At 67.2% G+C, this 24,048-nt stretch carries 22 protein-coding genes and 2 riboswitches; of the genes, 16 read left to right on the top strand and 6 right to left on the bottom strand.

What is annotated here, in order from left to right:
• Positions 1-25 precede the first annotated feature (25 nt).
• The 5 genes from QRM95_RS14160 (at position 26) to QRM95_RS14140 (ending at position 5,891) form a co-directional block, all read left to right on the top strand.
• Positions 26-1,528 carry a CitMHS family transporter gene (locus QRM95_RS14160; protein WP_285248195.1) on the top strand — a complete coding sequence of 501 codons (1,503 nt, stop codon included), beginning with the start codon at positions 26-28 and terminating at the stop codon, positions 1,526-1,528.
• Between the two features lie 145 nt (positions 1,529-1,673).
• Positions 1,674-1,970: an Asp-tRNA(Asn)/Glu-tRNA(Gln) amidotransferase subunit GatC gene (gene gatC, locus QRM95_RS14155; protein WP_018763018.1), complete on the top strand. Its 297-nt coding sequence runs from the start codon at positions 1,674-1,676 to the stop codon at positions 1,968-1,970.
• Positions 1,971-1,972: 2 nt separating this feature from the next.
• Entirely contained in the window at positions 1,973-3,544 is a 1,572-nt protein-coding gene (gene gatA, locus QRM95_RS14150; RefSeq protein WP_133830279.1) for an Asp-tRNA(Asn)/Glu-tRNA(Gln) amidotransferase subunit GatA, read from the top strand.
• Positions 3,544-5,052 carry an Asp-tRNA(Asn)/Glu-tRNA(Gln) amidotransferase subunit GatB gene (gene gatB, locus QRM95_RS14145; protein WP_285248194.1) on the top strand — a complete coding sequence of 503 codons (1,509 nt, stop codon included), beginning with the start codon at positions 3,544-3,546 and terminating at the stop codon, positions 5,050-5,052. Before gatA ends, gatB begins: the two co-directional genes overlap by 1 nt.
• Positions 5,053-5,261: 209 nt before the next feature.
• Positions 5,262-5,891, top strand: coding sequence for a hypothetical protein (locus QRM95_RS14140; protein ID WP_285248193.1), 630 nt, complete (start codon positions 5,262-5,264; stop codon positions 5,889-5,891).
• A 100-nt stretch (positions 5,892-5,991) separates the two neighbouring features.
• On the opposite strand, the gene QRM95_RS14135 is transcribed toward QRM95_RS14140, so the two are convergent.
• Positions 5,992-6,903: a LysR family transcriptional regulator gene (locus tag QRM95_RS14135; protein WP_285248192.1), complete on the bottom strand. Its 912-nt coding sequence runs from the start codon at positions 6,901-6,903 to the stop codon at positions 5,992-5,994.
• A gap of 132 nt (positions 6,904-7,035) precedes the next feature.
• Between QRM95_RS14135 and tdh the strand changes: the two genes are divergently transcribed.
• From tdh to QRM95_RS14105, 6 genes are all read left to right on the top strand, one after another.
• Positions 7,036-8,082 (top strand): L-threonine 3-dehydrogenase, encoded by a 1,047-nt coding sequence (gene tdh, locus QRM95_RS14130; protein ID WP_018763023.1) that lies wholly within the window; start codon positions 7,036-7,038, stop codon positions 8,080-8,082.
• Positions 8,083-8,091: 9 nt separating this feature from the next.
• A complete protein-coding gene (locus QRM95_RS14125; protein ID WP_285248191.1) occupies positions 8,092-9,288 on the top strand; it encodes a glycine C-acetyltransferase in 1,197 nt (398 codons plus the stop codon).
• A gap of 109 nt (positions 9,289-9,397) precedes the next feature.
• Positions 9,398-10,513, top strand: a complete 1,116-nt coding sequence (locus tag QRM95_RS14120; protein WP_285248190.1) for an NAD(P)/FAD-dependent oxidoreductase — start codon at positions 9,398-9,400, stop codon at positions 10,511-10,513.
• Between the two features lie 11 nt (positions 10,514-10,524).
• On the top strand, positions 10,525-11,736 hold the full coding sequence (locus QRM95_RS14115) for an amidohydrolase family protein (RefSeq protein ID WP_285248189.1): 1,212 nt from the start codon (positions 10,525-10,527) through the stop codon (positions 11,734-11,736).
• 98 nt (positions 11,737-11,834) lie between these two features.
• Positions 11,835-12,623, top strand: a complete 789-nt coding sequence (locus QRM95_RS14110; RefSeq protein WP_285248188.1) for a DeoR/GlpR family DNA-binding transcription regulator — start codon at positions 11,835-11,837, stop codon at positions 12,621-12,623.
• A gap of 134 nt (positions 12,624-12,757) precedes the next feature.
• On the top strand, positions 12,758-13,537 hold the full coding sequence (locus QRM95_RS14105; RefSeq protein ID WP_285248187.1) for a CPBP family intramembrane glutamic endopeptidase: 780 nt from the start codon (positions 12,758-12,760) through the stop codon (positions 13,535-13,537).
• A 43-nt stretch (positions 13,538-13,580) separates the two neighbouring features.
• Here QRM95_RS14105 and QRM95_RS14100 read toward each other — a convergent pair whose 3' ends face one another.
• Together QRM95_RS14100 and QRM95_RS14095 are read right to left on the bottom strand one after the other, a co-directional pair.
• Positions 13,581-15,233: an HNH endonuclease signature motif containing protein gene (locus QRM95_RS14100; RefSeq protein WP_285248186.1), complete on the bottom strand. Its 1,653-nt coding sequence runs from the start codon at positions 15,231-15,233 to the stop codon at positions 13,581-13,583.
• A gap of 216 nt (positions 15,234-15,449) precedes the next feature.
• Positions 15,450-16,088: a VOC family protein gene (locus QRM95_RS14095; RefSeq protein ID WP_026265047.1), complete on the bottom strand. Its 639-nt coding sequence runs from the start codon at positions 16,086-16,088 to the stop codon at positions 15,450-15,452.
• Between the two features lie 186 nt (positions 16,089-16,274).
• Positions 16,275-16,389, top strand: a riboswitch (SAM riboswitch).
• A 43-nt stretch (positions 16,390-16,432) separates the two neighbouring features.
• Here QRM95_RS14095 and QRM95_RS14090 point away from each other — a divergent pair.
• From QRM95_RS14090 to QRM95_RS14080, 3 genes are all read left to right on the top strand, one after another.
• Positions 16,433-17,758, top strand: a complete 1,326-nt coding sequence (locus QRM95_RS14090) for a bifunctional o-acetylhomoserine/o-acetylserine sulfhydrylase (protein ID WP_285248185.1) — start codon at positions 16,433-16,435, stop codon at positions 17,756-17,758.
• A gap of 99 nt (positions 17,759-17,857) precedes the next feature.
• A riboswitch (SAM riboswitch) is annotated at positions 17,858-17,973 on the top strand.
• A 12-nt stretch (positions 17,974-17,985) separates the two neighbouring features.
• Complete coding sequence (metX, locus tag QRM95_RS14085; protein WP_285248184.1) at positions 17,986-19,101, top strand: homoserine O-acetyltransferase MetX; 1,116 nt, start codon at positions 17,986-17,988, stop codon at positions 19,099-19,101.
• A gap of 124 nt (positions 19,102-19,225) precedes the next feature.
• Complete coding sequence (locus QRM95_RS14080) at positions 19,226-20,362, top strand: zinc-dependent alcohol dehydrogenase family protein (RefSeq protein WP_285248183.1); 1,137 nt, start codon at positions 19,226-19,228, stop codon at positions 20,360-20,362.
• A gap of 39 nt (positions 20,363-20,401) precedes the next feature.
• Here the strand turns inward: QRM95_RS14080 and QRM95_RS14075 are convergent, their stop codons facing one another.
• Entirely contained in the window at positions 20,402-20,980 is a 579-nt protein-coding gene (locus tag QRM95_RS14075; RefSeq protein WP_285248182.1) for a hypothetical protein, read from the bottom strand.
• Positions 20,981-21,029: 49 nt separating this feature from the next.
• Complete coding sequence (locus QRM95_RS14070) at positions 21,030-21,899, bottom strand: SGNH/GDSL hydrolase family protein (RefSeq protein ID WP_285248181.1); 870 nt, start codon at positions 21,897-21,899, stop codon at positions 21,030-21,032.
• Positions 21,900-21,976: 77 nt separating this feature from the next.
• Between QRM95_RS14070 and QRM95_RS14065 the strand changes: the two genes are divergently transcribed.
• Positions 21,977-22,627, top strand: coding sequence for an alpha/beta hydrolase (locus QRM95_RS14065; protein WP_285248180.1), 651 nt, complete (start codon positions 21,977-21,979; stop codon positions 22,625-22,627).
• A 31-nt stretch (positions 22,628-22,658) separates the two neighbouring features.
• Here QRM95_RS14065 and QRM95_RS14060 read toward each other — a convergent pair whose 3' ends face one another.
• A complete protein-coding gene (locus QRM95_RS14060) occupies positions 22,659-22,892 on the bottom strand; it encodes an RNA-binding S4 domain-containing protein (RefSeq protein WP_018763404.1) in 234 nt (77 codons plus the stop codon).
• Positions 22,893-22,924: 32 nt separating this feature from the next.
• Here QRM95_RS14060 and QRM95_RS14055 point away from each other — a divergent pair, with 32 nt between their 5' ends.
• The gene (locus QRM95_RS14055; RefSeq protein ID WP_285248179.1) at positions 22,925-23,920 is read left to right on the top strand and encodes a DMT family transporter; all 996 of its coding nucleotides are present in this window, start codon (positions 22,925-22,927) and stop codon (positions 23,918-23,920) included.
• Positions 23,921-24,048: the final 128 nt, after the last annotated feature.

Here is a 24,048-nt window from a genome sequence, read left to right as displayed (position 1 = left end):
CGCTGTTCACAAGAAGGAGCCGGCTGTGCTGGTAATACTTGGATTCGCCATGATCGCGGTTTTCATGGTGCTGATCATGACGAAGAAGTTGACGCCAGTGCTGGCGTTGATCATTGTCCCCACCGTTTTTGGCCTCTTTGCCGGCGCCGGCCTGGGCATCGGCGACATGGTCATGGACTCCATGAAGTCCATGACCTCCACCGCGGCCCTGCTGATGTTCGCCATCATCTACTTCGGCCTGATGATCGACGTCGGACTCTTTGACCCGCTGGTGAAGTTCATCCTCCGCAAGCTGGGCAACGACCCCGCCAAGGTGGTCCTGGGCACCGCCATACTCGCGGCCGCCGTGTCGCTGGACGGTGACGGGTCCACCACCTTCATCCTCACCACCGCCGCCATGCTGCCGGTCTACCTCCGCCTGAAGATGAGCCCCGTGGTCCTCACCTGCGTGGCCGGCCTGGCCAACGGCACCATGAACATCCTGCCGTGGGGTGGTCCCACCGCCCGCGCCGCCACCGCCCTGAAGATCGATGTCAACGACGTCTTTGTCCCCATGATCCCGTCCCTGGTGGCCGGCCTGGTCGTGGTATTCGCCTTCGCCTGGCTCCTGGGACTTCAGGAACGCAACCGCCTCCGTGCTGTTGCTCCGGAAATCTGGGGAACGCCGTCTTCGGCAGAGCCCTTCACGGCGGACGGGTTCGACGGCGGTACCACCGCCGGCGGTTCGCGCACCGGCGGCACGGCGCCCCGTACCGGACGCAAGGGCGGCAACCCCGGCGGAGCAGCCCCCGCCGTCGGCGGCTCCCCGGCAGGATCCTCCGTGGCCGTGCTGGAGCGCACCGACGCCCTCCTTGAGGACAGCGGTGCCGGGCTCACCGATACCGCCCTGGATCCGAACCGCAGCACCCTGCGTCCCAAGCTGTTCTGGTTTAACCTGGCCCTGACCGTCGCCGTCATGGTGGTCCTCGTGGCCAACGTCATCCCGCTGCCGTTCGTGTTCATGGTGGGCGCGGCCATCGCCCTGCTGGTCAACTTCCCCAAGGTCAAGGACCAGGGCGCCCAGCTCATTGCGCACGCACCCTCCATCGTCGCCGTGGTCAGCATGGTCATGGCCGCCGCCGTCCTCACCGGCGTCCTCAAGGGCACCGGCATGGTCGAAGCGATGTCCGCCTGGCTGGTCCAGATCATCCCGTCATCCATGGGCCCGTTCATGGCCGTCATCACCGGTGTGCTGAGCATCCCCATGACGTTCTTCATGAGCAACGACGCCTTCTACTTCGGCGTCCTTCCCGTCCTCAGCGAGACGGCCGCGCACTATGGTGTCGGCGCCGCGGACATGGCCCGGGCCTCCATCACCGGCCAGCCGTTCCACCTGCAGAGCCCCCTGGTTCCGGCCATCCTGCTGCTGGTCTCGCTGGCCAAGGTGGACCTGGGCGACCACCACAAGAAAGTCCTGTGGCGTACCGCCGTCATCTCCCTTGTCATGCTTGGCGTCGGGATGCTGACCGGAGCCATCGGAATCGGTTAGTCTGTAGCTGCCTGTGCTCCTGTCCCCGAGGCAGGGCCTGGCACGAAGGTGCCCGTCTGACGCCCGCTGGGGGATGTCAGACGGGCATCGGCGTTTCCCCACTAGACTGGATCGGAAAACAATTCGAACTTTGCAGGGGAGATCCATGGCTGCGATCAACCGTGACGACGTCGCGCATCTCGCGCGGCTCGCTCACATCGAGATGAGTGCCGAAGAGCTGGACAGGATGGCCGGCGAACTTGCCGTCATCGTCGATTCGGTCAAGTCCGTCAGCGAGGCCGCAGGGGATGACGTCCCGGCGACCTCCCACCCCATCCCGCTGACCAACGTCTTCCGCGACGACGTCGTGGGACACACGTTCACGGCTGAACAGGCACTCTCCGGCGCCCCGGATTCCGATGACAACCGTTTCAAGGTCCCGGCCATCCTGGATGAGGCATAACCATGACTGAACAGAACTCCACCGGCGTCAGCGCCGAAACCCTGATCCGCCTTTCCGCCGCGCAGCTCGCTGAGAAGCTGGCTGCCGGCGAGGTCACCGCCGTCCAGGCCACCCAGGCGTACCTTGACCGCATCGCCGCCGTCGACGGGCAGGTCAACGCCTTCCTCCACGTCAACGCCGAGGAAGCCCTTGCTGTCGCCGCGGAGGTGGACGCCATCCGCGCAGCCGGCGGTGCGGAGGCCGAAGCCCTGCACGTCCTCGCCGGCGTGCCCATCGCCGTCAAGGACCTCATCGTCACCATCGGCCAGCCCACCACTGCCGGTTCCAAGATCCTCGAAGGCTGGCACAGCCCGTACGACGCCACCGTCGTCGAGCGCCTGCGCGCGGCCAAGATGCCGATCCTTGGCAAGACCAACCTGGACGAGTTCGCCATGGGCTCCTCCACCGAGCACTCCGCCTACGGACCCACCCGCAACCCCTGGGACCTGGACCGGATCCCGGGCGGCTCCGGCGGCGGTTCGGCTGCGGCCGTGGCTGCCTTCGAGGCCCCGCTGGCGCTCGGCACGGACACCGGCGGATCCATCCGCCAGCCCGGCGCCGTCACCGGCACCGTGGGCGTGAAGCCCACTTACGGCAGTGTCTCCCGCTACGGCGCCATCGCCATGGCGTCCTCCCTGGACCAGATCGGCCCCGTGACCCGCACCGTCCTGGACTCCGCCCTGCTGCACCAGGTCATCGGCGGCCATGACCCACGCGACTCCACCTCCCTGCCGGAACCGCTGGCTGACCTCGTTGCCGCAGCGAAGACCGGCAACGTCGAGGGCCTGCGGATCGGCATCATCAAGGAACTGCACGGCGAGGGCTACCAGGCCGGCGTCGAAAACCGCTTCAACGATGCACTGGAGCTGCTCAAGGAAGCCGGCGCCGAGATCGTGGAGGTCTCCTGCCCCAACTTCCAGTACGCCCTGGGCGCCTACTACCTGATCATGCCGTCCGAGGCCTCCTCCAACCTGGCCAAGTTCGACGGCGTCCGGTACGGCCTGCGGGTCCTCCCGGAAGACGGTCCCATGACCATTGAACGCGTCATGGGCGCCACCCGCGCCGCCGGCTTCGGCGACGAGGTTAAGCGCCGCATCATCCTGGGCACCTACGCCCTTTCCGCCGGCTACTACGACGCCTACTACGGGTCCGCCCAGAAGGTGCGCACGCTGGTCCAGCGGGACTTCGAGGCCGCCTTTGAGCAGGCCGACGTCCTGATCTCGCCCACCGCCCCCACCACGGCCTTCCCGCTCGGCGAAAAACTGGACGACCCCCTGGCCATGTACCTCAACGACGTCGCCACCATCCCGGCGAACCTCGCCGGCGTCCCCGGGCTGTCCCTGCCCGGCGGACTGGCGGACGAGGACGGCCTGCCCGTGGGCATCCAGCTGCTGGCCCCCGCCCGCGAGGATGCCCGCCTCTACCGGGTGGGTGCTGTCCTGGAGTCCTTGCTGGAAGCAAAGTGGGGCGGCCCGCTGCTGGCTCAGGCTCCCGCGCTGGGCGCTGAATCCCTCGAAACCCAGGAGGCAAAATAATGAGCACCGACGAAATCCTGAGCTTCGAAGAGGCCATGGAGAAGTACGACCCCGTCCTCGGCTTCGAGGTCCACGTCGAACTGAACACCAAGACCAAGATGTTCTCCTCCGCGCCCAACGTCTTCGGCGACGAGCCGAACACCAACGTCAACGAGGTGGACCTGGGGATGCCCGGTGTCCTGCCGGTGGTCAACAAGACGGCGGTGGAGTCCTCCATCAAGATCGGCTTGGCGCTGAACTGCAAGATCGCCGAATCCTGCCGGTTTGCCCGGAAGAACTACTTCTACCCGGATACCCCCAAGAACTTCCAGACCTCGCAGTACGACGAGCCCATCGCGTACGACGGCTACCTGGATATTGAACTCGAAGACGGCACCGTGTTCCGGGTGGAAATCGAGCGCGCGCACATGGAAGAGGACGCCGGAAAGCTGACGCACATGGGCGGCGCCACCGGCCGCATCCAGGGTGCCGACTTCTCCCTGGTGGACTATAACCGTGCAGGCGTGCCGCTGGTGGAAATTGTCACCAAGCCCATCGAGGGTGCGGGCTCCCGCGCACCGGAGCTCGCCAAGGCGTACGTGGCCGCCATCCGCGAAATCGTCAAGAACCTCGGCGTTTCCGACGCAAAGATGGAACGAGGCAACGTCCGCTGCGACGCCAACGTCTCGCTGCGCCCGCACGGCCGCGAACGCTTCGGCATCCGCTCCGAAACGAAGAACGTGAACTCGCTGCGCGCCGTCGAACACGCCGTGCGCTACGAGATCCAGCGCCACGCCGCCGTCCTGGACTCCGGAAACCCGGTGGTGCAGGAAACCCGCCACTGGCACGAGGACACCCGCACCACCACCTCGGGCCGGCCCAAGTCCGACGCCGACGATTACCGCTACTTCCCGGAACCTGACCTGGTGCCGGTGGTCGCTTCACGCGAATGGGTGGAGGAACTGCGTGCCACGCTGCCCGAGCCGCCCGCCGAGCGCCGGAAGCGGCTCAAGGCCGACTGGGGCTACTCCGACCTGGAATTCCGCGACGTGGTGAACGCCGGTGTCCTGGACGAAATCGAGGAAACCATCGCCGCCGGGGCGTCCGCCTCCGTGGCCCGCAAATGGTGGATGGGTGAGATCGTCGGCCGCGCCAAGGCTGCCGATGTCGACCCCGGCCAGCTGGGCGTCGAGGCTGCCACGGTGGTGGAGCTCAGCCGCATGGTGGAGGCCGGCAAGATCAACAACAAGATGGCCTCCCAGGTACTGGACGGCGTGCTCGACGGCGAAGGCACCCCGGAAGAGATCGTCGAAGCGCGCGGCCTCGCCGTTGTGTCCGACGACGGACCCCTCCTGGAAGCCATCGACGCCGCACTGGCCGCGCAGCCCGGCGTCGCGGACAAGATCCGCGCCGGCAAGGTGCAGGCCGTGGGAGCGATCGTGGGCGGGGTCATGAAGGCCACCCGCGGGCAGGCCGACGCAGGACGCGTCAAGGAGTTGATCCTGGAAAAGCTGGGCGTCACCGCTTAGCACTCCCATACCCAACCGGGTCGCAGCAGATGTCGTTTGAAGCATCCATAACGATATTGACTGTGGCCCGGTTGGGCTTTAAGTACTCAGGTGCCACCGGCCGCAAAGTACCCGTGGCCGCACGGGCGCGGCGGACTTAGACTGGAGCCCACAGGGCACAGGAGGGCACAGGGCGGTGATGCCCTGGCAGTGCTGCGGAGGGAACAACCATGGTCCGGGACCCATTGAGGATGCGCAAGGCAATGCTGGCCGGGGCGGTGGCCTTGGCCCTTTCCGGAACCGGTGCTGCCCTGGCGTGGTCGGCCACCGGGACGCCAACGCCGTCCCCCTCCCAGGCCGCGCCGAACCCCTCCCAGACTGCACCGGGCCAGCAGAAGGCGCCCGGGCAGCAAAAAGCGCCGGGCCAGCAGAAGGCGCCCGGGCAGCAGAAGCCTGGGCATGCCCAACCGCTCCACGGTGAGGCCGTGGTCAAGCAGCCCGACGGGACCTTCCAAACGGTCCTCGAACAGCGCGGAACCGTGGAATCCGTCAGCGACTCCGCCATCACCGTCAAGAGCGAGGACGGCTTCATCCAGTCCTACGCCGTCAACGCGGACACCAAGATCACCAAGCTTCCGGCGGCAGACAATGGTGCGAGCCGCAAGCCGGCCGCCGGAACGACGGCGGACATCGCCACCGGCGACACCGTGCGCGTGGCCGGCGTGAAGGACGGTGACAAAGCCACCGCCAAGCGGATCGTCGACGGTGCCGGTGACGGCCCGGGCTTGGGGTCGGGACGCGGGCATGGCATGGGCAAGAAGATGGGTGCGGGCAACCAGCAGGATGGTGAAGGGGCGTAACTGCGCCGGTCCGGCCACGCCTGCCTCGGGTCGATGGCCGCTGCCTGCCCCTGCTGCACCAGCCAGCCCCGCCTACCCCTGCTGCACCAGCCAGCCCCGCTTACCCCTGCTGCACCAGTCCTGCCATGATGTCCTCGAGGGCCTCACAGACCAGCACTACTGCACGCCGCTTGAGGTTTTCCGGCCTGGCGAGCAGGTCGATCCGGCGCCGGGTGCTGATGCCTTCGAGCGGGCGCAGGACAATGTCTGGATTCAGGACCGGCCCGGCGGTGTACCTGGGCAGTAGCCCCACCACCCCGCCTGCGGCCACCAGGGCAGCCACCGTGGAGTAGTCGTTGATGCGGTGGACGATGTTCGGTTCCCGGCTGGAGACGGCCGCGACGGCGGAGAGCACGTCGGCGGGGGAGTAGCCGGGGTGGCTGGTCACCCAGGCTTCGGCGCCGACGTCGTGCACCGTGACGGTGTCCTGCCTGGCCAGCGGGTGCCCGGCAGGGAGGGCCACGTCCAGCGGCTCGTGGGCCAGCGGGATCACGGCAACTCGCTCGGTGGGCCAGCGGGGGCTGTGGTCCATGCGGTGCGCCAGCACGAGGTCGTACCGGGCGGTGAGGGCCGGAAAGTCCTGCTGGGCGACGTCCTCGTCGGAGAGTTCGATCCGCGGATGTCCCGGCTGGTCCAGCATCCGTGCCAGCGGGCCAAACAGGGCCTGCCCGGCGCTGTGGAACCCACTGACGGTGACCCGGCCGGCGGGCGAACCGTGGTAAGTGCCAAGAGCCCCACGGGCATCGGCCATGGCGCTGAGGACAGCGGCGCCGGCGTCGGCGAGGACCTGGCCGGCTTCGGTCAGTACAAGGTTCCGGCCCTCCTTGCGCGTCAACGGCACGTCAACCGTCCGTTGCAGGTGCGCCAGTTGTTGGGAGACCGCCGACGGGGTGACCATAAGGGTGTCGGCCACCGCCTTCACGCTGCCCAGCGCCCCGAGTTCGCGGAGGATTTCCAGCTGATGTATTTCCACTCCGCCAGTGTATCCATTAGGAAAATCTAAATCGTCGATTGAGAAGATTCCTGTTGTGCTAATGCTTTCGCGGGGCTTCAATGAGGAGGACACCAACCCCGCTGATGTGAATGCCAAGAAGTAAGGACGCCAATGAAGGCCCTGTACAAGGCCGGCCCGCACGCCGGTTTCGAACTCGTCGACCGGCCGGAACCCACGGCGGGTCCGGCCGACGTCAAGATCCGCGTGATGACCACCGGGATCTGCGGAACCGACCTCCATATCCAGTCCTGGGACGCCTGGGCGCAAGGCATGATCGAGGCTCCGCTCATCGCCGGCCACGAATTCTATGGAGAAGTGGTGGAGGTGGGCGAGGACGTCCGCGAGGTCAAGGTGGGAGACCGTGTCTCCGGCGAAGGCCACGTGGTCTGCGGTATCTGCCGCAACTGCCGTGCAGGGCGCCGGCAGATGTGCATCCACACGGTCAGCGTGGGAGTCCAACGGGACGGCGCCTTCGCCGAATACGTGGTCATCCCGGAGACCAACGTTTGGGTCCACCACGACCCCTCGGTCACCCCTGAGCTTGGCGCCATCTTCGACCCGTTCGGCAACGCCGTCCACACGGCGCTGAGCTTCCCCCTGGTGGGCGAAGACGTGCTCATCACCGGCGCAGGTCCCATCGGCCTGATGGCCATCGCTGTTGCCCGCCACGCAGGCGCGCGCAAGATCGCCATCACGGATGTGTCGGTGCCGCGGCTGGAACTGGCCAAGCAGCTGGGCGCCGACCTTGCCATCGATGTCTCCACGACCCGCGTCCGCGATGCCCAGCGGGAGCTGGGCATGCGGGAGGGGTTCGACGTCGGAATGGAAATGTCCGGCCACCCCACCGCCCTGCCTGAGATGATCGACAACATGAACCACGGCGGCCGGATCGCCATGCTGGGCCTGCCCAGCCAGGACATCACCATCGACTGGGGCAAGGTGGTCACCCACATGCTCACGCTCAAGGGCATCTACGGCCGGGAGATGTACGAAACCTGGTACGCCATGAGCGCCATGCTTTCCTCCAACCCGGTACTGCACGCCGGAATCTCCGCCGTGGTCACGGACACGCTGCCCGCCACGGACTGGGAGAAGGGCTTCGACATTGCCCGCAGCGGCGTGGGCGGAAAAGTTGTCCTCGACTGGACCCGACTCTAAGGAACCCCCATGTACACCTCCATCAAGGACCAGCTCCGCGGCGAGCTGGAGGAGATCCGCACCGCGGGACTCTACAAGACCGAACGCAGCATCAGTTCACCGCAGTCAAGCCACATCACCGCGGGCCGGATCGGCGGTCAAGGCAGTGACGTGCTGAACTTCTGTGCCAACAACTACCTAGGCCTTGCCGACCATCCGGACATCATCAGCGCCGCAAAAACCGCCATGGACGAGCGCGGCTTCGGCATGGCCAGCGTACGTTTCATCTGCGGAACCCAGGACCTGCACCTCAGCCTCGAGGCCAGGGTTTCCGCTTTCCTGGGAACCGAGGACACCATCCTCTTCTCCAGCTGCTTCGACGCCAACGGCGGCGTTTTCGAGTCCCTCCTCGGCCCGGACGACGCCGTCATTTCAGACGCCCTCAACCACGCCTCCATCATCGACGGCATCCGCCTGTGCAAGGCCCGCCGCTACCGGTACGCCAACCAGGACATGGCCGAGCTCGAGGCCCGCCTCCAGGAGGCCCAGGACGCGCGGCGGAAGCTGATCGTCACCGACGGCGTGTTCTCCATGGACGGTTTCCTCGCCCCGCTCGAGGCCATCTGCGACCTCGCCGAAAAATACGGTGCCATGGTCATGGTGGACGATTCCCACGCGGTGGGCTTCATGGGGGCAAGCGGCGCGGGCACCCCGGAGCATGCAGGGGTTTCGGACCGGGTGGACATCTACACCGGAACCTTCGGCAAGGCACTTGGCGGGGCGTCCGGCGGCTACGTGTCCGGCCGCGGCGAGATTGTGGCCATGCTGCGGCAAAAGGCGCGCCCGTACCTGTTTTCCAACTCACTGGCGCCCGCCATCGTGGCCGCGACGCTCAAAGCCCTTGACCTTGTGGAGAACTCCGCGGAGCTCCGGCGCCGGTTGTTCGAGAACGCCGCGCAGTTCCGCCGCAGGATGACCGAGGAAGGCTTCGACCTGCTCCCGGGCGAGCACGCCATCGTGCCCGTCATGTTTGGGGACGCCGTCATGGCAGCCAAGGTGGCGGACCGGATGCTGCAGCACGGTGTCTTTGTCACCGCCTTCAGCTTCCCGGTGGTACCGCGCGGTGCCGCCCGGATCCGGGTGCAGTTGTCCGCCGCGCATACAGCGGACGACGTCGAAGCATGCGTGAGTGCGTTCGTCGCCAGCCGTGCCGAGGCGGCAGCCTAGACGGCAGCGCCGGCTGGCCTGAACCCACGCCCGGCATGGACCCACGCGTGGCCTGAACTCCCGCCTGGCGTGAACCCCCGCTTGGCGTGAACTCTGCGAGGATGGACCAATGGCAGCACATTACGATGTCCTGATCGTAGGCGGCGGCATCGCCGGCCTGTCCCTGGCGTCCGCGCTGGCGGGGCGTTGCAACGTTGCGCTGGTGGAGGCGGAGCACGAACTGGCGTACCACACGTCCTCCCGCTCCGCCCGCCAGCTCATCCCCAGTTACGGGCCTCCCGTGGTGCAGGAACTCACCGTCCGGACCCTCGAACTGCTTGCCGCCCGCGACAGGGAACTGCCCGAACCGGTTCTGGCGCCGCGCAGTTTCATGTTGATCGGCTCGGAGCCGGATGTGGCATCCGAGGCGAGCGGACACATGCAGCCGATCACGGTGGACCGTGCCCTCGAGCTCTCCCCGGCGCTCTTGCCGGACACGTTTGCCGCCGCAGGGCTGGACACTGGGTCCTTCGGATGCAACGCCCCCGTCCTGCTGGCGGATCACCGCGAGAGGGCGCTCGCCGCCGGGGCGGACATCATCACGGGCGCGCGCGTCCACTCGGCCCAGCGGCAGGGCTCAGGGTGGCAGGTGGGCGCCGGAAGCGAAGGCTTTGAGGCCGGGATCCTGGTCAATGCGGCCGGTGCCTGGGCCGATGAACTCGCCGTGATCAGCGGCGTCGAGAAGCTCGGCCTCCAGCCGTACCGGCGGACTGCGGCGATTGCCGCCGTCGAACGCTCCCTGCCTGGACACAGCCCCATGGTGGCCGCCGCGGACAATTCTTTCTATTTTCGGCCGGACGGCCCGGATGTGCTGATTTCCCCGTCCGAAACGGTGCCCAGCGGCCCCGAGGATGCGCGTCCGCGGCCAGGCGACGTGGAACGCTTGGTGGCCATGTTGAACTCCACGACCGCCCTCGGGATCACCCACATCCGGCGTGCCTGGACGGGCCTGCGCACCGAAGCGGCGGACGGGGTGCCGGTGGCGGGCTTCGACGCCGAAGCGCCGGGGTTCTACTGGCTCGCAGGGCAGGGCGGCTACGGATTCCAGACCTCCGCAGCCATGGCGGAGTTTGCAGCCACCCAGATCCTTGCCGGGCAATCCGGTGGCGGCGGTGCGAGCGGGGCCGGTCCGGCATCCCGGACAGTGGAGGCACTGGCTGCCACACGCTGGTCCATTCGACGCTGAAGAATGGTCCCATGAGCACCCTGATCACCAATATCGCCGAGCTGATGACGCAGGACCTTGAACATCGGGTCCTGCGGGACGCCGCCGTGGTGGTGGAAGGGGAACGGATCTCGTGGATCGGCGCGGCGGCCGATGCACCTGCCGCGGACGACGCCGTCGATGCCGGCGGGCGGGCCATGCTGCCGGGATGGGTGGACTCCCACAGCCATTTGCTGTTTGCCGGGGACCGCACCGCCGAGTTCGAAGCCAGGATGGCCGGTGAGGCCTACGCTGCCGGCGGCATCGCCGTCACCATGAAGGCCACCCGGGCCACATCCGATTTTGACCTCACGCGCCTGGCCATGGGCCGGGTGGCTGAGGCCGTCTCGCAGGGGACCACCTACCTGGAGACGAAGACCGGGTACGGCCTGGACATTGAGAATGAGGCCAGGAGCGCCCGGATCGCATCCACAGTGGCAGACCAGGTGACTTACCTTGGTGCCCATCTGGTTCCCGCCGGCCAGGATGCCGAGGCCTACACCGACCTGGTCTGTGGGCCGATGCTGGCCGCCGCCAGGCCCTATGTCCAGTGGGCGGACGTATTCTGCGAGGAAGGCGCCTTCACTGCCGAACAGTCGCGCCGCGTGCTCCTGGCCTGCCGCGACGCCGGACTCGGCCTGCGCGTGCACGGCAACCAGTTGGGCGAAGGGCCGGGAGTGCAACTAGCCGTCGAGGTGGGTGCCGCCAGTGTTGACCATGTGAACTACCTATCCGGGCAAGACGTCAAAGCCCTGGCGGCCTCGTGGTCTGCGTGGGACCCCGCCACCGGCACCGGGGAGCGGGGTACGGTGGCCACCTGCTTGCCTGCGTGCGACCTGTCCACCCGCCAGCCGCTGGCCCCCGCGCGGGCACTCCTTGATGCCGGCGTGCAGGTGGCGTTGGCCTCCAACTGCAACCCAGGCACGTCCTACACCAGTTCCATGGCATTCTGCGTGACCACCGCCGTTCTGCAGATGCACCTGAGCGTTCACGAGGCGGTCCGTGCTGCGACGTATGGCGGTGCCTTGGCGCTGCACCGGGAGGCGGGGCGTGACGCGGACGGCGAACGGGCCGTAGGTTCGATCGTCGTCGGCCACCGGGCCGACCTTCACCTGCTCAACGCACCCTCCGCCACCCACCTCGCTTACCGCCCGGGCATGCCCCTGACGTACGCTGTGTGGCGGGCCGGAGTGCGGGCGCGGTAAAAGTTGCCGAATTTGTGATTGTTCTTGATTGTTTGCCTGTGCTTATAATCAGGAAACGTCATCCGATAGGGTGGCTGGTGTACTGAAAGGCCTCCTGCATGACGCGCACTGACCGGTTGACGGCCATTCTTGACCTCCTGGCCAAGACCGGCCAGGTGGAAGTTGATGAGATCGTCAGCAGCCTCAATGTTTCTCCGGCCACTGCCCGCCGCGACCTGGACAGCCTCGCCAAGCGGCGGCTGCTAACCCGGACCCGTGGCGGCGCCACCACAGGCGCATTGGCCTATGACCTGCCCGGACGCTACAACCGTGACGACCACGCAGAGGCCAAGGAACAAATCGCGCAGTGTGCGTCAGCCCTGATCCGGCCTGGAGCAGTCATTGGGCTGTGCGGGGGAACCACCAGCACAGCCCTGGCGCAGATCCTGGCGACGCGGGAAGACCTGAACGCCCCGTCCAACCAGCCAACCCTCACCGTGGTCACCAACGCCATCAACATCGCCGGCCAGCTCGCGGTGCGGCCCAACATCAAAGTCATGGTCACCGGGGGCATCCTCAACCCCCGCTCCTACGAGCTGGTTGGGCCCTATACGGACATCATCATGCAAAAAGTGGTACTGGACATCGCATTCATCGGCGTCAACGGTATCGACCCCGAGGTGGGACCCACCAACACCGGGGAAGGCGAGGCCTCGGTCAATGCGTTGCTCGCCAGCCGCGCCCGGATCTCGTACGTTCTGGCAGATTCGTCCAAGGTTGGCGTCCGGGCCTTCGCCACCATGGACGGTTACGACTTCACCCGGCTCATCACTGATTCCGGCATTTCTGCGCACGACAAGGCGGCCTTCGAAGCCCGGGGTACGGAAGTAATTATCGCGCCTGCCTAACGCCCGGCAGCTGGTGCCAGCGTGGCCCGTGCGCCCTCTGGTGTGCTGCCTGGCTCCTTGGTGTTGCCCCGGCTTATGGTTCCCTACGGCCGCTCCATCAGCCCGGATCCAGAAACTGAGGGCAAGATGGGAACATGCTGGTTCCCTCCCGCCGTCGCCTGCGGCTCGAAGTCTGGATCGTTCTGGGCCTGTCACTCGGCCAATCGGCTGTGTACTCCGTGGTGCAGCTGCTCGATAAGATGACCCGTGCGCCGCTGGCGGAGGGCACTTCCACGCTGAACCGGTCGCAGAGTACGCGGGAGTACTTCGACCTGACCTACCAGTTGCTGGACATCATCTTTGCGCTGGTTCCCGTGCTGCTGGTCCTCTACTTCCTCACGGACCAGCGCCAGGCCGCGCCGGGCGACGCCGGTCCATCAGGTTCGGCATTCCGGAAGCTTGGGTTCAACTTTGCGCGGCCCGGAAGGGACCTGCTGCAGGGCCTGGGGCTGGCGGCCCTGATCGGGATCCCGTCGCTGGGGCTGTACGCCGCCGGCCGTGCGTTGGGAATCACGACGGCGATCATTCCCAGTGCGCTCGACGCCTACTGGTGGACGGTGCCTGTCCTGATCCTGTCCGCAATCAGGCACGCCGTCCTGGAAGAAGTCATTGTGGTGGGCTACCTCTTGGACCGCTTCGGCAAGTCCGGTTGGAGCACGCCTCTCGCTATCGCTGTCAGTTCCCTGCTCCGCGGCAGCTATCACCTCTACCAGGGTTTTGGGCCATTTATCGGCAACGCGATCATGGGGGTGGTCTTCGCCTGGCTGTACACCCGAACCCGCCGCGTCATGCCGCTGGTCATCGCCCACGCGCTGCTGGACATCGTGGCGTTCGTCGGTTTCAGTCTCTTTGGCAAGGCCGTGGGGTTGGGGTAGGAGTGGTGAATTAGCCTCGGCGGCTCAACCCGTACATGTGCTGTCACATCAGCGACAACAGCAAGGGCCACTGTGCTTGCGGGTCTGGTGGCAACACGAAGGGTTTCGCGTAGAAGTCGTCCCAGAGGGCATCAGTCGCGCAAAGCTCGTCGGGATCCAGCAGGTTGTTTCCGTCAGGCTCCTCCGTTTCCGGATCCTCCGTCTCCGGAGCCGGCCACGCTTGAACTTCGGCACGTGGCAGGGTTCCTGGTGGCCAGTGGGTTGGTTGGGGGTCGTGGTGTTCGGGTTGGTAGTGGCGGCCGGTGGGTGAGGTCCAGCCGGGTGGTTCATTCCGTGTGGCCGGGTCGGGGGTCCAGGGCCGGGCGTGTTTGAGCCTATGGTGCCTCGGGCAGAGCTGGGCCAGGTTCCGGGCATCGGTGGTGCCGCCGTGGTGCCAGGGGTTGAGGTGGTCGGTGTCGTTGTCGGGGGTGTGGTTGGTGCAGCCGGGGAAGGTGCATGTGCGGTCCCGCAGCCGGATCCATTGTTTGATGGTTTCGGGGAGCCGGTAGCGGGTGCGGCCGATTTCCAGGGGCGCCCCGTCGCGGGGGTCGACCAGGACCCGGTAGAACGTTTCCGCCCCGCCGGCGACGAGCCTCCGTGCCATGGACGCCGGGACCGGCCCGAATCCGTCCAGCACCGCGGGTTCCTCGGTGAGGCCGAGCAGTGAGAACACCGGGACCGTGACCAGGACGTCGGCCCGGGGTGTGGGGATCTTGCCGATGTCAGTGGCAGCGCATCCCGGACCTGCGTCATTAGCGGCACCAGCAGCCGCGGCGGCGGGCTCGGTGTCAGCGGCCGCGGCGGCGGTGGTGGTGGTGGGCTGCAGCCCGGCGCCGAGGAGGAGGGACGCGGCGACGTCGGCGCGGAGCTGGGTGAGGGTGCGGGGCTCATCGGGGCGTTGGAGGCCGCGGGCGGTGGCGGTGCTGCGGTTCCAGATCGCGCACGCGGTGTCCCCGGGCAGGTAGAGCGAGAGCCAGGCCATCCCGTCGCGGTCCGGGGCGTAGTCCATCCGCCGGTCCGCCACCCCCTTCACATGCCGTTTCTCCAAGGACTCGGGGTGGTGGCGTTCCCGCCAGGCCCGGACCTTCGCCCGGAACCGGGACGGGACAAGGTCGCCGGGCGCGGCGCCCCGGGCCGGGGGGGTGTCGGGGTCGAAGAAATGCGCCACCAGGCCGGCGGCAGAGTCGGGGGTGAGTCCTTCGGTTTCGTCGGCGACGATCCGGGCGTGCTGCCAGGACACCCCACCCGTGGACAGGGTTTCGAACACTGGTGGCAGTGAACAGACCCGCCGGGACTGCTCCACCAGCGCCCCGGCCGCCCCCGAGCTGATGGTGAGGATCCCGGCGATCTCCTCCACCGCGGACATCTCCGCGTAGGTGCGCTCATCCACCGGGGCGTCCGGCGGCAGCAGAGCATGCTGGATGTCAACGGCATCCGCCACGTCTTGGGCTTTCACCGCCGCGAGCTGAGCTTCCAATCTGGCCACCAGCTCCAGCCGCTCCAGGCGCAGCCCATACCGCCGCTGCACCACGTCCACTTCAGCACCAACATCGGCGCCGGAACAAAGCGCAGCATCCTCCAGAACCAGCCCGCACAGCGCAGCAACAGAGGCAGAAACACCCTCCATCACCACCGCCAGATCCGCAACGATTCCCATAAAGAAATCATCCAACCAGGGTCCGACATTTATGGAAGAGGCTTGTGGTTCAGCGCCCTTCCGAATAATTCAGCGATCCTCCCCGGGGACGCTTAAATGAATTCGGCCGCCATCGGGTGGTGACGCCGTTGTCACCACCCGATGGCGGCCGAAGCTCTTTGGGCGCAGGTACCTACGGCCCCTCTCCGGAAACAAGCCGGAGAGCGGGAGGGGTAATCAGATCGTGACGGCCCCGTTGGCGGTTTCAAAAGTGACGGACAGAATGCCGGGAGTGCCGTGCGGGGCTACCCACTCGACCGCAACGTCCTCAAGCGGCTTCTCCACCGGCTCGCCCAGCCACTCGGTCACCCGCGACGCGGAGCCGGCAATGGTCAGGCAGCTCATTTTGAGGTTGCTCTCGTAGGCGTTGGAGGGGTGCAGGGACGGGTCGCCTTCCCATTTGAGCATGTAGGGGACCTGGGGGTCCGCAATTAGGCCCAGGATGCCAATCTGCTTCCACACGAGCTCGCGGCCGTCCGGGAACTTGCGGTTGCCGTTCACGGCAGCTCGGCCCAGGCGTTCCTCGAACGGGGCCAGGTCGTCAACTTCGACACACCAGCCCATCCAGCCGCCGCCCGCAGCGGACCGGGCACGGACTGCCTGTCCGAACGGTGCCTTGTCCGAAGCAGGGTGGTCCAGTACCTCCACAACTTCGAGGTATTTGTGCCCGGCGAGGGGGATGATCATATTCCGGGTGCCGAACCGGGGGTGGACCCCGCCCTTCACTGCCTCAACGCCGAGGGCAGTTGAAATACGTTCGGTAGTGGCCGCGAGGCCATCGTGTTCACAGGCGTAAGAGACGTGATCCATGCGCATGGCAACATCTTGGCACTTTGTGATCGGGCTCTCAGCTAAGGATACCCTTACTGGAATCGTGGCTGTTCGGGCCGTCCCCCGCCCGTCAGCTGCGACCCTCGCGGGCCGCGCGGCGCGCACGCCGCGGCAAGACCATGTTCGTCACAATGCTGTCCCGGCCGGAGCGATCTTCCTACACTGGGCGCAGGTCATGAGTGCCAGCGCCAAGCCCCGGCTCGCTGGCCGGCAACCCTCCATCCGCGGTGGGGTGCCCCGGGTGAGGACCAGGCTGTCCGGCAATTGCCGGAAGCAAGCGCGGCCCGTGGTGCTCCCAGCATGCCGGGCCCATGTCATAGGAGACTGAGATGTCCAACGGATGGTCCTTCGAAACCCGCCAGATCCATGCCGGCCAGGAGCCTGACAGCGCCACCGGAGCCCGGGCCCTGCCCATCTACCAGACCACGTCCTTCGTGTTCCCAAGCGCCGAGAGCGCAGCCAACCGTTTTGCCCTGGCCGAACTGGCGCCGATCTACACCCGCATCGGCAACCCCACCCAGGACGCGGTGGAGCAGCGGATCGCCAGCCTCGAAGGCGGCCTGGCGGCTTTGCTGCTGAGCTCGGGGCAGGCTGCGGAGACCTTCGCCGTCCTGAATATCGCCGAGGCCGGGGACCACATCGTGGCAAGCCCCAGCCTGTACGGCGGCACTTACAACCTGTTCGCCCACACCTTGAAGAAGTTCGGCATCGCCGTCACCTTCGTGGAAGATCCGGACAACCTGGACCAGTGGCGCGATGCGGTGCAGCCTAACACCAAACTGTTCTTTGGCGAGGTGGTCTCCAACCCGCGCCAGGACGTCCTGGACATCGAAGGCATCTCCCAGGTGGCCCACGACGCCGGCGTTCCCCTGATCGTGGACAACACCCTGTCCACGCCCTACCTGATCCGGCCGCTGGAGTGGGGTGCGGACATCGTGATCCACTCCGCCACCAAATACCTGGGCGGCCATGGCTCGGCCATTGCCGGCGTCATCGTCGACTCTGGCAAGTTCGATTTCGGCAAGGACCCCGGCCGGTTCCCCGGTTTCAACACCCCGGATCCCACCTACAACGGGCTGGTCTACGCCCGGGATCTTGGCGAGGGCGGCGCACTGGGCGCCAACCTTTCCTACATCCTCAAAGCCCGTGTCCAGTTGTTGCGGGACCTCGGCTCGGCGGTTTCGCCCTTCAACGCCTTCCTGATTTCGCAGGGCCTGGAAACGCTGAGCCTGCGGGTGGAACGGCACGTTTCCAACGCCACGGAGGTGGCGCGCTGGCTGGAGGGAAGGGACGACGTCGAATCGGTCGCCTACGCGGGGCTGCCGTCCAGCCCCTGGTACGAACGGGGCCGCAAGTACGGCCCCAAGGGGACCGGCGCGGTCGTCGCCTTCAACCTGGCCGGGGGCGCGGAGGCGGGCAAGCGCTTCGTCGACGCCCTGGAACTGCACTCCCACGTGGCCAACATCGGTGACGTCCGCTCGCTTGTCATCCACCCGGCGTCGACCACGCACAGCCAGCTCTCGCCCGAGCAGCAGGTGGTGGCCGGGGTCAATCCGGGGCTGGTCCGCTTGTCGGTGGGCCTGGAGCACATCGACGACATCCTGGCCGACCTGGAGGCCGGTTTCCGCGCGGCCAAGGGCGGCGCCGACGCCTGACCGCAGGCACGCTGGAGCGCTGCCGGCCGGCAGCGCCGGGAAGTCACAACCAGTCACACTCTTGGCCTGGACCGGGGGGTGTTTCGTACACTCGAACCAGGTCATGAGTGCCAGTGACAGCCCCGGCTTGCTGGCCGGCAACCCTCCTTCCGCGGTGGGGTGCCCCGGGTGAAGACCTGGCCTGCCGGTCAAATGACGGCAGGCAAGCGCGTAGAAGAGGTCTTGCCATGACGGTTACCGTCGCCCGTACCACCATTCCCGAACACGGAGTTGTCCGCTACGCCTCCATTGGAGGACTCGAGCTCGAGGGCGGCGGCTACCTGCCGGATGTCACCCTGGCGTACGAAACCTGGGGCACGCTGAACGCGGACGGCAGCAACGCCATCCTGATCGAGCACGCCCTGACGGGCAGCACCCACGTGACCCGGGGCGACACCGACGAAGAGGGCTGGTGGGAACAGCTGGCCGGTCCCGGGGCGCCCGTCGATACGGACAGGTTCTTCGTGGTGTCCGTCAACATTGTGGGCGGCTGCTACGGGTCCACGGGCCCGTCGTCGGCCGCGCCCAACGGAGCACCCTGGGGCTCCCGCTTCCCCTTGGTCACCCTGCGGGACAGCACGGTGGCTGAGGCCCGGCTGGCGGACCAGCTGGGCATCGGGAGCTGGTACGCCGTCCTTGGCGGCTCCATGGGTGGTGCCCGCGCCCTGGAATGGGCGGTGACCTACCCCGACCGGGTGCAGCGCTGCGCCGTCATCTCGGTCGGCGCTGCCAGCACGGCTGAACAGATCGCCTTCGCCCAGGCCCAGACACTGGCCATCCGCCAGGATCCGAACTTCAACGGCGGCGACTACTACGGCGGCCCGTGCCCGGAAGACGGACTGGCACTTGCACGGCGGATTGCCCACATCACGTACCGGTCCGCCGCGGAACTGGAAGGACGCTTCGGCCGGGAACCCCAGGCCCCCGAGTCGCCGCTGCACGGCGGACTGCTGGCAAACCGCGGACGCTACCAGGTGGAAAGCTACCTGGACCACCAGGGCAGGAAGCTCGTCCGCCGGTTCGACGCCAACAGCTACATCGCCCTCACCGAGGCATTGATGAGCCACGACATCTGCCGTGGCCGCGGGCCGCTGGCCAAAACCTTGGCATCCGCCACCGCCCGGTTCTTCGTTGCCGCCGTGGACTCGGACCGGCTCTACTTCCCGTCCCAGTCCCGCGAATTGGCCCAGGCCCTGCCCGGTGATGTTGACGTGCACATGATCACGGCACCGATAGGCCATGACGGCTTCCTGACCGAGATCGGACAGCTGGGGGACCAGCTCCGGACGTCGTTCCTGGTCTAACCGCGCCCGCCGTCTCCCGGCAGCGGGCCGCTGACCCACGGCGGCGCTTCCGGTGCACGCTGCCGTGGACGCCGCGGCGCCGCAGTGCAGCAGGCCCGGAGCAGAAGTACGGCATGATCGTGTCATGAAAGCCGCCGTCCTGTATTCGACCGTTCCCGCCGCCGGACAGGCATCGGGAAACCCCACCTACGCTGACGCGAAGCCATTGGTCGTTCAGGACCTGGACCAGCCAAAGCCGCGCGCCGGTGAGCTTGGGGTTGCCATCACCTATTCGAGCCTGTGCCATTCGGACCTGTCCGTGGTGGACGGCTCCAGGGTCCGGCCGCTTCCGATGGCATTGGGCCACGAAGCGGTGGGGCGGGTGGTGTCCGTGGGCGACGGCGTGGCCGATGTGTCCGTGGGAGACCACGTGGTCCTCGTTTTCGTGCCCAGTTGCGGCCACTGCCGTGCCTGCCGGGCCGGGAGGCCCGCGCTTTGCCACCGCGCAGCGGAGGTCAACGGCGCCGGTGACCTGCTGCACGGGCCGGCCTTGCTGCGCACGCCGGCGGGGGAGCGCATCAACCACCATTTGGGCGTCTCGGCGTTCGCGGATTACGCCGTGGTGGCGCGGGAATCGGCAGTGGTGATTGACGACGACGTCCCTGACACCGTCGCGGCGATGTTCGGTTGCGCCGTGCTCACCGGAATGGGGGCCGTGCTCAACACGGCGTCCGTCCGTCCGGGTCAGTCCGTGGCAGTCTTCGGCCTCGGCGCAGTAGGTTTGTCGGCCGTCATGGCGGCCCGCCTCGCCGGGGCCGCCGCAGTGATTGCCATCGATCCCAATCCGGGCAAGCACCCCTTGGCCCTGGACGCCGGTGCCACGGCGGTGGGAACGCCTGCGGATGCGCCCCGTCTTGTTGCCGAGGCTGCCGGTGACGGGGTGGATGTTGCCGTCGAAGCAGTCGGCTCGGCCGGCGTGATAGCAACTTGCCTTGATCTGGTGACACGGGGTGGCGCGGTTGTCTCGGTGGGACTGCCCCATCCGTCAGCTGAACTGGCCGTTCCCGCACTGCAGTTCGCAGGAGCCGGCAAACGGCTCCTCGGCTCCTACATGGGTGACGCGGTTCCCCGCCGAGACATCCCGGCGTACCTCGGCTACTGGCGGGAAGGCAGGCTTCCGGTGGAACTGCTGCACACCGATACCCGGCCGCTGGCCGACATCAATGAAGGCCTGGATGCGCTGGCGTACGGGCAAGTGGTCAGGCGGCTCTTCCGGGCTTGAGGCGTTGCTCCGGGCTTGAGGCGTGGCGGCCGCAGGCAGTCAGCCGTTCATGATGTCGCCGCGGCGTTTCATGTAGTCCTCCATGGACATTTCGCCGTTGCTGTACTGCTGGTCCAGTTCTGCGAGCTTCCGGGCACGGAATCCCTGGGGCGCTCCCGGCGGGGGAACCGCCGGGCCAGCCGGCGTGTGGCCGGTACCCTGCTGCTGGCCGGGGAACTGCTGGCCCATACCCTGCTGCTGACCCGGGAACTGCTGGAACGGCGGTTCCTGCGGAGCGCCGTACCCGTTGTCCGGCAGGGGCGGCTGCCCGTACTGGTAGGGCTGTGGCTGTGATTCACCGGCCGGCCGGGGCTGGCGGAAGCCGCCGGAGTAGTAGTCCTGCTGGGTGTAGCCGTCGCGGGGCTGGTTGCTCTGCGGCCCCGCGGACCCGGGAAACTGGCCCGGATACTGGCCGGACCCGGGGAACCCTCCCGGCCCGTACTGCCCCGGAAACTGGCCGGGGTACTGGCCCGGCAAGCCTTGGTCCCGGTCCCGCCGTGCCATGGACCGCCGGTACATCCGCATGGCCGTGGGGACAACGAAGGACAGGATGATGATCCACAAAAACAAGCTGCTCACGGTGCCGCGCCTCTCAAAGGTTGTCCTTCCAGCGTAACCCCGGGTGGTCTTAGCGGCGGCTGGGTTCCGAGGTTCCCAGCGGACCCTCGCCGGATCCGAGCGGAACGCCCGGGCCGAAGACGGGACCCGGCGTCGGCCGTTTCGCCGTGATGCCGTCACCGGAGGACTGGTGCCGGAGCCGGCGCAGCACCCAGGGCACGAAGTATTCGCGCGCCCACACCAGGTCCCCGGTCCTTGCTTCGCGCCAGGTCCGGGGCGGCAGCTCCTTGGGCTGGAGCGGTTCCAGCGAATGTTCAACGTTAAGCGAGTCCAGCACCATGGCCGCGATGGTGTGGTGCCCCAACGGGGAGAAGTGCAGCCTGTCCTGGTCCCACATCTGCGGGTCGCTCAGCTGCCGGAGCGACCACATATCGGCGATGATGGCGTCGTGCCGGGCCGCGACAGTCCGCAGGTTCTCGTTGTAGATGGCCACCTTGCTCCGGATCCTGCCCAGGACCGAGGAACCGGTGTCCGGTCCGTTGAACAGGACCACGGTGGCGCCGCCCATGGACAGGATCTGGACTACGGAATCGAGCTTTTCGGCCAGTGCGTCGGGGTCGCCGCCCGGGCGGATGAGGTCGTTGCCGCCGGCGGACAAGGTGACCAGGTCCGGCTTCAGTTCCAAGGCCGGAGCCAGCTGCTGGTCCACGATCTGCTGCAGGAGCCGGCCCCTGACGGCGAGGTTGGCGTAGGCGAAGTCCGGCTTGGTGCGGCCCAGTTCTTCGGCTACCCGGTCGGCCCAGCCGCGGTGGCCTCCGGGGCTTGCGGGCTCAGGGTCGCCGATGCCCTCGGTAAAGGAATCGCCCATCGCCACGTACCGGCTCCAGGGGTGGGATCCGGGGTGCACGGACGGGGTCTGGATGGCACTTGCGTCAGTCACTGTCCTATCCTGCCTTCCGCTTCAATGGCTACGCCAACGTAGGTTGTTACTTTCGGGTAACTGTAAGAATGGAAACCATGACTGTCGCCGAAGTATTTCCCGCTCCCGTTGTCCTGTGGTCCCACCCCGAAGACCAGCGTGCCGGCAAGCCGCTGCTGGTGCTGCTCCACGGTTACGGCGCCAACGAACAGGACCTGTTCAGCCTTGCCGGGATGCTTCCGGGGGACTTCGCGGTGGCGTCCGTCCGGGCGCCGATCGCCATGGGCCCGGGCTTCACCTGGTTCCCGCTGACGGCGTCCATCGACTACTCCCTGGACCGGGTCAAGGCGGCGTCGGCCTACGTCCTGGAATGGATCGACACCATCAAACAGGCCCACCCTTCCGTCTCGCTGCTGGGCTTCTCCATGGGCATGGCCATGGCCACCACCCTCCTCCGGCAGCGTCCCACGGACTTCGCAGCCGTCGTCGGACTCTCCGGCTTCGTGGTGGACGCCGCCGGCGACCCCACTTTCAAGGACGCCGAACTGGACGGAACCATCCCCATGTTCTGGGGCCGGGACCAGCAGGACCCGGTGATTACCCAGGACAAGATCGAGTTCACCATGGGTTGGGTGCGCAAGCACGTCAAGCTCACCAAGGTGCTCTACACAGGCATGTGGCACGGCATCAACCAGCAAGAGATCGGCCACGTGGGGGAATTCCTCACCCACGAGGTGCTCAACAAATAGGCGTACGACGACGGCGCCGCGGCCTTGGCGGTCAGCCCGCCTCCGGCGCGACCACCTTCACGGTGTGCCCGTTCACGGTGACGGTGTCGCCGTGGTGCAGCTGGCGGCCGCGGCGGTCGTCGATTTCGCCGTTGACCTTCACCAGCCCGTTCTTGATGAGCTCCGTTGCCTCCACGCCGTCCTCCACGAGGTTGGCAAGCTTCAACAGCTGGCCCAGCCGGATCATGCTGTCGCGGATGGGGACGTCGTCAATGGGGTTGCTCATACAGCAATAATGCCTGAACTAAGGTGGATCCAATGACCTCCCCTCCACGCCTGCCCGTCCTCGCAGGCCTGCCCCTGGCGGTGGGTGCCGGCCTGGCCATCCCCGTCCAAGGCCGCATCAACGGGGCGCTCGGCGCCCGCCTCAACGACGGTATAGCCGCAGCCGTGGTCAGTTTCAGCACCGGCCTGCTGGTGATGATCCTGATCTCGCTGGTCCTGCCGCGGGGCCGGGCCGGGCTGGCGGCCATCCTCCCGGCCGTCCGTACCAGGGCTTTTCCCCGCATCTACGTGCTGGCCGGTGCCATCGGCGCGCTGTTCGTCTTCGCCCAGTCCTTTACCGTGGGCCTCCTCGGGGTGGCCCTCTTCACCGTCGCCACCGTCACGGGACAGACAGTGAGCGGGCTGCTGGTGGACCGGCTGGGGATCGGCCCGGCCGGGAAGAAGTCCGTCACGGGAATCCGGATCATCGGTTGCGTTCTGACCATCGCCGCCGTCGCCTGGGCAGTGTCGCCGCGGTTCAGCGGGGGAGGCGCCGGCACCGACGCCGGCCCGGGTGCGTTGCTCGTTCCGCTGCTCCTTCCGGTGGCGGCAGGCTTCCTTATGAGCTTCCAGCAGGCCATGAACGGCACCGCCACCGTCCACTACGGCACCCCCATCGCCGCCACCCTGGTCAACTTCGTTGCCGGCACCATCGTGCTGTGGGCGGCGTTCGCCGTGAAGCTCGCGGTAGCCGGGGCGGGCAATCCGTTGCCCGCCGACTGGTGGTACTACCTGGGCGGTCCCATGGGCTGCGTGTTCATCGGCCTGGGCGCCCTGCTGGTCCGCAGCCTCGGCGTGCTGGTCACCGGGCTTGGCATGATCGCGGGCCAACTCCTGGGGTCCCTGGCACTGGACCTGGTGCTGCCCGCGCCCGGCACCGTCGTCGCCCCCGCCACGGTCCTGGGGACCCTGCTCACCCTCTGCGCCATCATCCTGGCAACCTTGCCCTGGCCCCGGGGCGCGCTCCGGGGGCGCCGGCCGGTAGGCTAGTACACGCAGCTTTCGACGCATCTTTCCCTCATCCGCCCACCCGGTGCCCGGTGTGCCCTGCACGCCGCAGCCGGGGTTTGCACACCGCGGACCGCACCCAGCGGCCCTGTAGAAATTGGAGTTACCCC

It is taken from the genome of Pseudarthrobacter sp. efr-133-R2A-89, from assembly GCF_030209315.1.
In the GTDB taxonomy this organism is placed as follows: Bacteria; Actinomycetota; Actinomycetes; order Actinomycetales; family Micrococcaceae; genus Arthrobacter.
The sequence above is the reverse complement of the archived record's forward strand: the minus strand, read 5'-3'. Positions and strand labels throughout refer to the sequence as shown.

Excerpts from the sequence above, each read along its gene's own strand:
- gatA (WP_133830279.1), top strand. The coding sequence starts at position 1,973 with ATGACTGAACAGAACTCCACCGGCGTCAGCGCCGAAACCCTGATCCGC.
- QRM95_RS14115 (WP_285248189.1), top strand. The coding sequence starts at position 10,525 with ATGAGCACCCTGATCACCAATATCGCCGAGCTGATGACGCAGGACCTT.
- QRM95_RS14105 (WP_285248187.1), top strand. The coding sequence starts at position 12,758 with ATGCTGGTTCCCTCCCGCCGTCGCCTGCGGCTCGAAGTCTGGATCGTT.
- QRM95_RS14080 (WP_285248183.1), top strand. The coding sequence starts at position 19,226 with ATGAAAGCCGCCGTCCTGTATTCGACCGTTCCCGCCGCCGGACAGGCA.
- QRM95_RS14055 (WP_285248179.1), top strand. The coding sequence starts at position 22,925 with ATGACCTCCCCTCCACGCCTGCCCGTCCTCGCAGGCCTGCCCCTGGCG.
- QRM95_RS14110 (WP_285248188.1), top strand. The coding sequence starts at position 11,835 with ATGACGCGCACTGACCGGTTGACGGCCATTCTTGACCTCCTGGCCAAG.
- gatB (WP_285248194.1), top strand. The coding sequence starts at position 3,544 with ATGAGCACCGACGAAATCCTGAGCTTCGAAGAGGCCATGGAGAAGTAC.
- tdh (WP_018763023.1), top strand. The coding sequence starts at position 7,036 with ATGAAGGCCCTGTACAAGGCCGGCCCGCACGCCGGTTTCGAACTCGTC.
- QRM95_RS14140 (WP_285248193.1), top strand. The coding sequence starts at position 5,262 with ATGGTCCGGGACCCATTGAGGATGCGCAAGGCAATGCTGGCCGGGGCG.
- metX (WP_285248184.1), top strand. The coding sequence starts at position 17,986 with ATGACGGTTACCGTCGCCCGTACCACCATTCCCGAACACGGAGTTGTC.
- QRM95_RS14120 (WP_285248190.1), top strand. The coding sequence starts at position 9,398 with ATGGCAGCACATTACGATGTCCTGATCGTAGGCGGCGGCATCGCCGGC.
- QRM95_RS14090 (WP_285248185.1), top strand. The coding sequence starts at position 16,433 with ATGTCCAACGGATGGTCCTTCGAAACCCGCCAGATCCATGCCGGCCAG.
- QRM95_RS14100 (WP_285248186.1), bottom strand. The coding sequence starts at position 15,233 with ATGGGAATCGTTGCGGATCTGGCGGTGGTGATGGAGGGTGTTTCTGCC.
- QRM95_RS14095 (WP_026265047.1), bottom strand. The coding sequence starts at position 16,088 with ATGCGCATGGATCACGTCTCTTACGCCTGTGAACACGATGGCCTCGCG.
- QRM95_RS14065 (WP_285248180.1), top strand. The coding sequence starts at position 21,977 with ATGACTGTCGCCGAAGTATTTCCCGCTCCCGTTGTCCTGTGGTCCCAC.
- gatC (WP_018763018.1), top strand. The coding sequence starts at position 1,674 with ATGGCTGCGATCAACCGTGACGACGTCGCGCATCTCGCGCGGCTCGCT.
- QRM95_RS14060 (WP_018763404.1), bottom strand. The coding sequence starts at position 22,892 with ATGAGCAACCCCATTGACGACGTCCCCATCCGCGACAGCATGATCCGG.
- QRM95_RS14125 (WP_285248191.1), top strand. The coding sequence starts at position 8,092 with ATGTACACCTCCATCAAGGACCAGCTCCGCGGCGAGCTGGAGGAGATC.